The 10845-nt window shown below is 49.5% G+C and carries 8 protein-coding genes; 4 read left to right on the plus strand and 4 right to left on the minus strand.

What is annotated here, in order from left to right:
- Both AC6R1O_RS09300 and AC6R1O_RS09305 read left to right on the plus strand, forming a co-directional pair.
- Nucleotides 1–843 (plus strand): efflux RND transporter periplasmic adaptor subunit (locus AC6R1O_RS09300; RefSeq protein ID WP_500656907.1); only part of this gene is annotated, 843 nt, incomplete at its 5' end.
- A gap of 9 nt (nt 844–852) precedes the next feature.
- Complete coding sequence (locus AC6R1O_RS09305; RefSeq protein ID WP_500632731.1) at nt 853–3942, plus strand: efflux RND transporter permease subunit; 3090 nt, start codon at nt 853–855, stop codon at nt 3940–3942.
- Nucleotides 3943–4042: 100 nt separating this feature from the next.
- On the opposite strand, the gene shyC is transcribed toward AC6R1O_RS09305, so the two are convergent.
- On the minus strand, nt 4043–5329 hold the full coding sequence (gene shyC / locus AC6R1O_RS09310; RefSeq protein ID WP_500632730.1) for a peptidoglycan DD-endopeptidase ShyC: 1287 nt from the start codon (nt 5327–5329) through the stop codon (nt 4043–4045).
- A 128-nt stretch (nt 5330–5457) separates the two neighbouring features.
- Here shyC and tyrS point away from each other — a divergent pair, with 128 nt between their 5' ends.
- Complete coding sequence (gene tyrS, locus AC6R1O_RS09315; protein WP_487901831.1) at nt 5458–6645, plus strand: tyrosine--tRNA ligase; 1188 nt, start codon at nt 5458–5460, stop codon at nt 6643–6645.
- Nucleotides 6646–6731: 86 nt separating this feature from the next.
- Here tyrS and AC6R1O_RS09320 read toward each other — a convergent pair whose 3' ends face one another.
- Nucleotides 6732–7010: a hypothetical protein gene (locus AC6R1O_RS09320; protein ID WP_500630117.1), complete on the minus strand. Its 279-nt coding sequence runs from the start codon at nt 7008–7010 to the stop codon at nt 6732–6734.
- A gap of 61 nt (nt 7011–7071) precedes the next feature.
- Between AC6R1O_RS09320 and AC6R1O_RS09325 the strand changes: the two genes are divergently transcribed.
- On the plus strand, nt 7072–7917 hold the full coding sequence (locus AC6R1O_RS09325; protein WP_334568401.1) for a magnesium transporter: 846 nt from the start codon (nt 7072–7074) through the stop codon (nt 7915–7917).
- Here the strand turns inward: AC6R1O_RS09325 and dacB are convergent.
- Complete coding sequence (gene dacB / locus AC6R1O_RS09330; protein WP_500632729.1) at nt 7878–9365, minus strand: serine-type D-Ala-D-Ala carboxypeptidase; 1488 nt, start codon at nt 9363–9365, stop codon at nt 7878–7880. The two genes, AC6R1O_RS09325 and dacB, sit on opposite strands and share 40 nt — an antisense overlap.
- 109 nt (nt 9366–9474) lie before the next feature.
- Entirely contained in the window at nt 9475–10467 is a 993-nt protein-coding gene (locus AC6R1O_RS09335; protein WP_500632728.1) for a porin, read from the minus strand.
- Between the last annotated feature and the right edge of the window lie 378 nt (nt 10468–10845).

A 10845-nucleotide genomic window follows, 5' to 3' on the forward strand; every position in this document is an offset into this window, starting at 1 on the left:
GTCTCACTTCAGGTTGAGAAAGGTCAGTCAGTCACCCAAGGTCAGGTCATTGCGCTGATTGATAAGGCCGATCTCGGAATCCAACTCGAACGAGCGCAAGCAATGCTGCAAGTGCGAGAGAAAGAGTACAAAGCTGCGCAATCGCTCAAAGACAGAGGGCTGCAAGGGGAAGTGGCATTTACCACTTCTCAAGCGGCGCTGGTGGAAGCTAAGGCAATGGTCAGCAATGTCAAAACCTCATTGGCGAACACATCCGTGCGTGCGCCGTTCAATGGCATTGTGGATCACCTCTTTATTGAACAGGGGGACTTTGTTGGTATTGGCGACCCCGTGGCGACCTTGATTGATCTTGAGCGATTGGTCATCGAAGCGGATGTGAGCGAGCGGCATATTCGCGATCTGTCTCTCGATCAAGAAGCGCAAGTGAGCTTAATTCATGGCGACCAGTTGGTTGGCAAGATCCGCTATATCTCCCGTGTCTCTTCCGCCTCTACCAATACGTTTCCGATTGAAGTCGAGCTAGAAAATCCTAAGCAAGCGATCCCCGCAGGTGTAAGCGCAGAAGTGACCTTAAACCTAGCGGAGCAATTGGCGGTCAAAGTGACGCCGGCTATGTTGGCACTCGACGAAGCTGGCAATTTGGGCGTGAAGACCTTGCAGGGTAAGCGGGTGAAGTTTGTCCCGATTCAATTGGTTAAGGCAGAGCAAGATGGCGTATGGCTCACGGGCCTAGGTGAGCGGGTTGACATCATTACTGTTGGGCAAGGGTTTGTGCGTGACGGTGATGAAGTGAATGCGGTGGCGCGACCATCCTCTTCAGACTCTTCCACCTCACAGCAATAGGGGCGCACTATGTTATCCGTGATTGATGCGGCGCTGTCGCGTACGCGTACCATGTTGGTATTGTTGCTGTTTATTTTGGTCGCTGGTGTGATGACTTATGTCACCATCCCTAAAGAGTCGAGCCCTGACATCACCATTCCTATTATCTATGTGTCCGTCGGTCACCAAGGCATTTCGCCCACCGATGCGGAGCGCTTATTAGTGCGCCCAATAGAGCAAGAGCTGCGCGCCATTGAAGGGGTCAAAGAGATGACCTCAACCGCATCAGAAGGGCATGCGTCAGTGATGCTGGAATTCAGTGTCGGTGTGGATTTAAACAAAGCAATGGCGGACGTACGTGAAGCGGTGGATTTAGCCAAACCTAAATTGCCCGCAGACAGTGATGAGCCTACGGTCAACGAAGTGACATTGGCCTCTGAAGAGCCCGCGTTGACCGTGGTGCTGTATGGCACCGTACCTGAGCGAACCATTGTTCAAATCGCCCGTCAGCTACGAGATAAGCTAGAGAGCTATCGACAGATTCTGGAAGTCGACATTGCCGGGGATCGCGAAGACATCGTCGAGATCATTGTCGATCCCTTATTGATGGAAAGCTACGGGCTAGATCAAGCGGATATTTATAACCTGATAGCGCTGAATAACCGCGTGGTCGCTGCCGGTTTTGTTGATACGGGCTATGGCCGCTTTTCGGTCAAGGTGCCGTCGGTGTTCGACTCATTAAAGGATGTGCTGGAGCTGCCGGTCAAAGTCGATGGCAAGCAGGTGATTACCTTTGGCGATGTGGCAACGGTGCGCCGCGCATTTCGTGACCCAGAGAGTTACGCTCGGTTAGATGGCAAATCGGCCATTGTGTTGGATGTGAAAAAGCGCGCTGGAGAAAACATCATCGATACTGTGGCACTGGTCAAAGCCGTGATGAGTGAAGCGCAGCAACGCGATGAGTGGCCAAGCAATCTGCTGGTCAAATACACCTACGACCAGTCTGATGATGTCAAAATGATGCTCAATGATCTGCAAAACAACATCATGTCGGCGATCATTTTGGTGGTGATAGTGATCATCGCCATTCTTGGTGTGCGAACTGCCTTGCTGGTGGGGGTGTCGATACCGGGCTCGTTTCTAACTGGTTTGTTGGTGCTGTCAGTGTTTGGCCTCACGGTCAACATTGTGGTGCTATTTTCGCTGATTATGGCGGTGGGCATGTTGGTCGACGGAGCCATTGTGGTCACCGAGTTCGCTGACAGACGGATGCAGGAAGGGACGCCAAGGCGCGATGCGTATCGTGATGCGGCCAAGCGCATGGCGTGGCCCATCACAGCGTCGACAGCGACCACCTTAGCGGCGTTTGCACCGCTGCTGTTTTGGCCAGACATTACCGGCGAGTTTATGAAGTATCTGCCTTTGACCTTGATCGCTACCTTAGCGGCTTCTTTGGCAATGGCACTGCTGTTTGTCCCTGTGCTAGGCAGTTTGATTGGACGTCCACAAAATGTGACGAAAGCGCAGCGAGAGAAGATGGTTGCGCTGCACGAGGGTGATTTTAGCCAAGCGACCGGTATTACTAAGCTTTACTATCACACGCTGGATATTGCTCTAAAACATCCGTTGAAAATTCTGCTCAGCGCCATTTTGCTCTCGGTGGGGGTGGGCTTTGCGTACTCAAAAGCAGGCTTAGGGGCGGAGTTCTTCCCTGAGGTTGATCCGCCATTTTTCACGGTGAAAGTACGCTCTTATGGCGATCTCTCGTTGGATGAGAAAGACGTCATCATGCGCGATATCGAAGCGGTGATGCTCGGTCATGATGAGTTTGAAAGCGTCTATACCAAAACCGGTGGTGATGATGAAATTGGCCAGATCCAAATCACACCGGTGGATTGGCAATACCGTCGTAAAGTCAAAACCATTATTGAAGAGTTAAAAGCGCAAACCGATCACTACGCTGGCGTTGAGATTGAGTACAAATTTCCCGATGCTGGCCCGCCAGTTGAGCACGATTTGGTGATCGAAATGTCCGCGCGAATCCCGACCGAACTTGACTCGGCGGCCAAAGTGGTCCGTCACTGGGCCGATGGCTACGAGGCTTTCACTAACGTCAGTGATACCTCCAGCAAAGAGGGGATTGATTGGCAAATTGATATCCGCCGTGATGATGCGTCACGTTTTCTTGCGGACGCTACGCTGGTCGGCAATACGGTGCAGTTTGTTACCAATGGTCTCAAGTTGGGTGATTACTTGCCCGATGATGCGAACGAAGAGGTCGATATCTTAGTGCGCTACCCAGCAGAGAAGCGCGATATTGGCCGCTTTGACCAATTGAAAGTCAAAACCGCGGCAGGCATGGTGCCGATCACTAATTTTGCCAGCATTATCCCGAATCATAAGCAAGATACGATTCGCCGTATTGACGGCCACCGAGTGATCAACATCTTTGCCGATATCCGTGAAGGCTACAACTTGGCGCTGGAACTGCCTAAAGTGAATCAAGCATTAGCCAGTTTGGATTTACCTTCTGGTGTCGAGTTTAAAATTCGCGGGCAGAACGAAGAGCAAGAAAACTCATCGGCCTTCCTTCAGCAAGCCTTTATGGTGGCGCTGGTGGTGATGGCGCTGATTTTGATCACCCAGTTCAATAGCTTCTACCAAGCGTTTTTGATCCTCAGTGCGGTTCTTTTCTCCACGGTAGGCGTGTTTGCTGGGTTGATCGTGTTCCAAAAACCGTTTGGCGTCATTATGTCGGGCATTGGTGTGATTGCGTTGGCGGGTATAGTGGTGAACAACAACATTGTCTTGATTGATACCTTCAATCAGCTGCGCAAACGCGGCTTGGAAAAACGTGAAGCGATCTTGCGCACCGGCGTACAAAGGCTGCGTCCAGTAATGTTGACCACTGTCACGACCATTCTTGGCTTGCTGCCGATGGTGCTCGAAATGAACATTGATCTGCTCAATCAGAAGATCGAGTTTGGCGCGCCGAGTACGCAGTGGTGGTCACAACTTGCGACGGCGGTAGCCGGAGGTCTGGCCTTCGCAACGGTATTAACCTTAGTGCTTACGCCGTGTTTGTTGATGCTCGGCCGCGAGCACAAAATTGAAGAGTAACGCCATACAAGCGTAACGCTATACATGGTAGCGATAACAAAAACGGGCTGCATCGCTTTCGGATTTTCCTAAAGCGATGCAGCCCGTTTTTCTTGTTCACTTAACGAGTGGCTAACAGCTCACCATAGCGTTCGAGTTTATCTAAGCGAATTTTGGCGTTGGCAATAAAGGTGGTTTTCTCTTTACCCGTTAACGACTTTGATTGCGGCAGTTTGACCGTTCTTGGGTTTTTGTGCACGCCATTGACCAAAAACTCATAATGCAAGTGCGGTCCAGTCACACGGCCAGTGCCACCGAGCGTACCCACGGTTTGACCCTGTTTAACCCGTTGCCCGGTTTTAACTTTGCGTTTTTGCAGGTGCAGGTACTTAGTGATGTAGGTGTTGCTGTGCTTGATAAAGACGTAGTTGCCATTGAATTGGTTATAGCTGGATTTAATCACTACACCATCACCAGCGGCCCATATCGGCGTACCGACAGGCGCGGCGTAATCGGTTCCGCGGTGAGCACGTACCTGTCCGGTAACCGGATGGCGACGCGTTGGGTTAAAGTTAGAAGAGACGCGGCGAAAATCGAGCGGTGAGCGCAAAAAGGCTTTTTTCATCGCCCGGCCATTTTCATCGTAATAGTTGCCCGTGTGGTCATCTAAAATCGCCGTGAAGTTATCACCTTGGTTGGTAAATAGCGCAGCGATGATTTTACCTCGTCCGACAATTTCCCCTTCGACCACTTTCTCTTGGTAAAGAATCTTAAAGCCGTCGCCTTGGCGGATATCGAGGGCAAAGTCGATGTCCCAACCAAAAATCCCAGCCAGCTCCATGATTTGGTTGGCGGTTAAACCGGCGCTGACCCCTGCATTCCAAAAGTTAGAGGTAATGGTCGCTTCGGCGTAGTTGTATTGATAAAAGACTTCTTTGACATCAAGACTTGAACGAAAGCCGTCTTCAGAGCGGGTGATCAGAAATGATTCGTACGGGCTCAGCTCGCGTTTGATTTGCACCAGTTGGTTGTTTTCATCAAAGCCAAATAGAAACGCATCGCCGGGGCGTACTCTTGTCAGTTGTTGCTCTATCTCTTTATTGGTGGAGGTGAGTTCATACAGCAGTCGAGAAGAGAGGCCAGCACGCTGAAAGAGCAGTGCCATGCTGTCGCCAGAGCCAATGGTGTGTTTGTCCCATCGAAGAATCGATGGTGGACCGATTACGGTGTCGATCTCTAACGCGGCGGCATCAATCGCGATAGGGTAAGGCATGCCTATTTGGTAGCGCTTGTCATCCTGACGCAAATCCTGAGGGGTGGGAAGAAACAAGGCAACCACAATAAGCGCGCTAAACAAAGCGATAAAAGCTCGGTGAAACCAAGGAAGTCGAGCGAAAAGAGACAACATCGTTTGTCCGTTCTAAAAAATTCGAGAAAAAGCCTAGCTGTTTAGTTTAACTGGTTTCAAAAAGCATCGCTATTCAAGTAAGATGGGAAATTATCAAATTTTTGCCAAATCTGTGGGAGTGAACAAGAATGGCGAGCATTGAAGCTGCACTAGCGGAGATTAAGCGCGGTGTTGAAGAGCTAATTCCAGAAGAAGAACTGATTGCTAAGTTAAAAGAAGGGCGTCCACTACGCATTAAGTTGGGCGCTGATCCCACGGCTCCCGACATTCACTTAGGCCATACGGTTATCCTAAACAAGCTGCGTGCGTTCCAAGAGCTAGGCCATGATGTGACCTTTTTGATTGGTGATTTTACCGGCATGGTGGGTGACCCAACCGGGAAGAACACCACACGTCCACCACTGACTCGTGAAGACGTGCTGCGCAATGCAGAGACCTACAAAGAGCAAGTATTCAAGATCCTCGATCCTGCCAAGACCAAGATTCAGTTCAACTCTGAGTGGTTATCTGAGCTGGGCGCTGAAGGTATGATCCGTCTTGCCGCGCAGCAAACTGTGGCGCGTATGCTTGAGCGTGATGATTTTAAAAAGCGCTACACAGGCGGTCAGCCAATCGCGATTCACGAGTTCATGTACCCACTACTGCAAGGTTACGACTCGGTGGCGATGGAGACCGATGTTGAGCTAGGTGGTACGGACCAAAAGTTTAACCTGCTGATGGGACGTGAGCTGCAAAAAGCGCACGGACAAAAACCGCAAGTTGTGCTGACTATGCCACTGCTGGTGGGCTTAGATGGTGAGAAGAAGATGTCTAAGTCGGCGCACAACTATATTGGTGTCAGCGAAGCGCCAAGTGAGATGTTTGGTAAGATCATGTCTATCTCTGATGATCTGATGTGGAGCTACTACGAGTTGTTGTCGTTCCGTCCTCTTGAGGAGATCGCGCAATTTAAAGCCGACATTGCTGCGGGCAAAAACCCACGTGATGTCAAAGTCTTGTTGGCGAAAGAGATCATCGCCCGCTTCCATAGTGAAGCCGATGCGGATGCCGCTGAGCAAGAGTTTGTTAACCGCTTTGCTAAAAATCAGATCCCAGATGAGATGCCAGAGTTTACCTTTGACGCTGGTACGCCTGTTGCCAACCTGCTTAAAGACGCCGGTTTGTGCGCTTCTACTTCAGACGCGATGCGCATGGTGAAACAGGGTGCAGCGAAAATAGAGGGTGAGAAGGTCGCGGACGCGAAATTCGTACCTGAAGCGGGCACTTACGTATTCCAAGTGGGTAAGCGTAAGTTCGCACGTATCACGATTGAGTGATGGGTTTTGGTTCCTAGTTCCTAGTTCCTAGCGACTAGTGACAGAGGGTAAAACGAGTGGAAAAAGCGTCGATATTCGGCGCTTTTTTATTGCCTGTAATGATGGGTTGGCGCCAGGTATAGGGCAAATCTATCGGGCTTTTTAACACGATTTTGACTGATTTTTTCTGCCTGTTTTGCTACACTCTCGCCGCTGCCAATTTGGTGGTTTTTTTGGAGATTTTTATGAACACTACCGACCATCCCCCTAGTATCAAAGGGGAAAAATAATCCGCTGTCGGTATGGCCTCCATTTGCTCTACCTCGGTGGTAGAGTCCTGTTTCCTTTCTCGCGTTTTTCTCCTCACAGCATTTTCGCTTATTCATACTAGTTACGCATTTCTCATGCGTGATGGTCGTTACCTTTTTGCCAATCGGGAGATTCGCCATGACGGTAATGAGCAAACCTTTTGTAGACACACAATCACACTTTTCTCGTGAAGAGATTGGTGCCGCTCGCAGCGCGTTTTTGCAATACGAGCAAAGTCATCAGCTTCATCTGTTGACAGTAATGCCGATTGAAGAGGCGGTGGCCATTTTACACCACTGCACCATCGGTTACGTTCAGACCTTGATTTCAAAACTTGAGCTTCAAGGGCATGACAAACTGGCGCGTCACTATGCGCACCAACTGGGTCTTATCCACTCGGAAGTAGAAACCGGGGATAGCTATCTGAGTACCTCGGTGCTGGAGCACGTGAAGCAACGTATCGGTTGGATCATCGCGTTGGCCCTACTCGGGATCGTCTCTGGGTTGATCATCGCTCAATATGAAGACACTTTAAGCCAACTGGTGCTATTGGCGGTGTATATGCCTGTCATCGCGGCAGCAGGGGGCAATACCGGCACCCAAGCGGCGACCTTGGTGATTCGAGCGTTAGCGACGGGAGAGTTGCGTAAGCGGCAATGGCTGTTAGTACTGTGGAAAGAGAGTCGCGTGGCACTGTGCCTCGCGTTGGCGATTGCTCTGGTGATGGTTGGCCGCATTTTGTTGTTCAGCGACAGCGCCTCAGCAGGCGGGTTTGACATTGACCTAATTGCGCTCGCCATTGCGGTGGCTTTGTTTATCCAAGTCACCCTATCAACGACCTTAGGCGGTGTACTACCGATTGTCGCGCGGGCTTTCAAGTTGGATCCGGCGGTACTTGTCAGCCCGGTGTTGGCGTCGATTGTTGATATTTCGGGGATGTGGATCTATTTCACTGTGGTTAACGCGTTCTTAGGGATTGCCTGACTGAAATTGACTACGTCTTGATAAAACAAGGTTTCAAACTGGGTAATAGCCGCGGGGCCTCTTGGGGCGTTGCGGCTCTCCTCTCCCGGGTGGTAATCGGCCACAAACTGAATAAATAGCGTGGTCGGTGTACCATGCTCATCAAGCCCAAAGCCAGCCATATTCATGCTGCCGTAAATCGAGCCACTTTTCGCCACCAATGCGCCCTTGATGGGCGATTGACGCATACTGCGTCGATATTGCAGCGTGCCATTTTCACCTGATTTTGGCATGGCAGCGATCAGATTTAAGTCTTCATCGTGTTGCCAGATGTAGCGAAGCACCTTCGCCATCATGGCTGTCGTGATGCGATTGTTGCGTGACAATCCTGAGCCATCGGTCATGGGGACATCGGTTAAATCAATGCCGGTATGGGCGAAGATAATCTGCTTAATCGCCTTGGTACCATTACTGAAACTGCCCGGTTGAATGTAGAACTTCGCGCCCAATGTTTTAGTCAGGTTATCTGCAATCAAGTTGTCGGATTTGGTCAACATGGTGGCAATCAAATCGGATAGCGGCGCAGAGCGGTGAGTGGCGATACGCTGAGTGTCTGCCGCTGGCGGTTGGCCAATACGAACCTGCCCTTTAAGTGTAATGCCGAGCGCGCGCAGTTGCTGACTTACCATGCGTTGAGTGTAAAGCTCTGGATCTTGCACCGCGAATTTGAGCGGCAGCGGTTTCTCACGCTGGGTTAAGCACCCCTGAAGCTGGTAGTGGTTTTCGGGCGAAGAAAGCAGCTCCAAATCACACTGTGTGGCTTGTTGTTCGGTTTGGCTGACCGACTTAGCGCTTGATGTGACGTAAATCGGGTACTGCTCAGGCACATAGACACGTGTTTTGCCATCGTCTTGGGTATAAATCGACGCATAGACACAGTTTTCATCCAGTGAAATAGCGCTAGCCGGCGCGCTGTAGCACACACCTAAGCTATCCCAAGGCCAGCCGACGGCTCGGTCATAGCCGGTAAACGCTCGGTTATCGAGCCAAAGATCTCCTTTAATCTCAGTATGGCCATCGCGTTTGGCGAGAGCGAGCAGATTGTTGAGATCTTGGCTCATCAGAGTTGGGTCACCACTAAACTGAATCACCCAATCTTGATCGGCTGTCGCAAGGTGAGTCTCAAAACGGAAGTTGTCGTCAAGCTCTAGCTTGGCCGCGAGCGCCGTGAGCAGTTTCAGTGTGCTGGCTGGGGGAAAATATTGGTCTTGGTTGTCGGTGACGAGCGCAGTGTCTCTCTCCACTAAGCTTTCAATTCTTAACGCACTACGACTGCCAACGGGCAGATGAGAGAGTGGGGGATAAGGCTGCGCAGTAGGCGCTGAACTCGGGGTAATATTGGCATGCGCGCTAGGGGCCACGAATAGGCACAATGACAGAGAGACAAGGGAGCGAAGAAGAGAAGTCATATCAAAACACCGATTAAGAAACGAGTGTCAGTATAACTGCAAACAAAACTGCCAGCTACGTAGCTGGCAGTAAATACTTGAGACCTATTAATTGCGAAAGCGCTAAAGATTAAAAGGTGTAGTATACGCCAGCGAGGGCAAGCTTATCTTCATCGCCTTTGTTGTTATCTACGTTATCGATACCTGTGTATTCCACAAACGCAAGTAGATTTGCAGAAATTGCGTAGTCAGCACCGACTGTGTACGCTTTTACGTCGTCATAGCTGCCTGATTGATCTGTGTCTTTATTTTCAACAGAACCGAGCGATGTGTATAGACGAAGAGCTTCGATTTGGTAAGACGCAGCAATACCTAGAGCTTCGTGATCTTCGCTATCGATCTCATCGATTACATAGTGGGCTGCAATATTAAAGTCGCCAATGCCGTACCCTACTTTGACACCCCATAGGCTATTGTCTCCGTTTGTTGACGTATCATATGAGCTACGGTTACCTTGGTCTTGGTATGTCGCACCCAAATTGAAGCCTGCAATATCGTATGAAGCTGATAGACCAAATACAGTGTCAAGATCGCGCTCTTGGTTTAAGTATGCGTCCGCAACAAGAGTCAAATTATCAATAGAGTATTTGGCCGCAATACCGTGTCCCTTTGATTCGAAGCGATCTGCTACATCGTCAACATAACCGTAACCTTCATTTGTGTTATCGATCAGAATAGCATTAACAGATTTCGCGTAGTCACCTGGTTCTCCAACAGCAAAACCAAAGTTATTGCCAAGCTCAAGGCCTACATATGCGTCATCAGCACTAAAGCTATTTGCATCGTTGTCACCTGGCATGAAGCCGTTTCCGGTTTCAACTTCGAATGAACCGAAAACTGCGACAGTGTCATTGAGTTGGTGACGAGCATCGATCTGGATCTTGGCCCATAGGTCGATGTCTGCATCGTATTTGGTGTTTTGAGTTTCAACCTTGCTCAAATACGCGTCGATTTCACCAGATAGAGATAGAGATGAGGTGTCCGTTTTATAGATGGTATTTGCATTTGCGCCAGTTGCCACTGCTGCTGCAGATACTGCTAGAGCGATTAGAGTCTTGTTCATCTTATTTAGTCCTAATTTACTGTCCATAAATTTTATATGCGAGTGATGTCACTTGCGTGTTTATCCTCGTACGCATTCCCAGAGGACTCAATGTTCATACTTAAGAAAAGGCGGATAAATATGAAATACTGATTTGAGTCGCCAGAGCAATTCGTGCTCATGTTGTACCGTCAAAGTTCCCCTGAGCGGTAGTAAAACGATATAAAAACCGTTTTTGAACACTGTTTTATTGAGGGTAAAAAAATATCAAGTTATTGATTTGTTGTGATTTTTACCTTTTTGTTTGGGTGTCGAAAAAAACGAAAAATTTATCATTTTTTATCTTGATTGTCGGATTTTTGACCGCTGCAAAAATCTGGTTCTGGTGTTGGTTTGGTT

It is taken from the genome of Vibrio sp. R11-SG3-ISO3-SZ (genome assembly GCF_059834345.1).

Coding starts and splice junctions, on each gene's coding strand:
- AC6R1O_RS09305 (WP_500632731.1), top strand. CDS start 853: ATGTTATCCGTGATTGATGCGGCGCTGTCGCGTACGCGTACCATGTTG.
- shyC (WP_500632730.1), bottom strand. CDS start 5,329: ATGTTGTCTCTTTTCGCTCGACTTCCTTGGTTTCACCGAGCTTTTATC.
- tyrS (WP_487901831.1), top strand. CDS start 5,458: ATGGCGAGCATTGAAGCTGCACTAGCGGAGATTAAGCGCGGTGTTGAA.
- AC6R1O_RS09320 (WP_500630117.1), bottom strand. CDS start 7,010: ATGAATAAGCGAAAATGCTGTGAGGAGAAAAACGCGAGAAAGGAAACA.
- AC6R1O_RS09325 (WP_334568401.1), top strand. CDS start 7,072: ATGACGGTAATGAGCAAACCTTTTGTAGACACACAATCACACTTTTCT.
- dacB (WP_500632729.1), bottom strand. CDS start 9,365: ATGACTTCTCTTCTTCGCTCCCTTGTCTCTCTGTCATTGTGCCTATTC.
- AC6R1O_RS09335 (WP_500632728.1), bottom strand. CDS start 10,467: ATGAACAAGACTCTAATCGCTCTAGCAGTATCTGCAGCAGCAGTGGCA.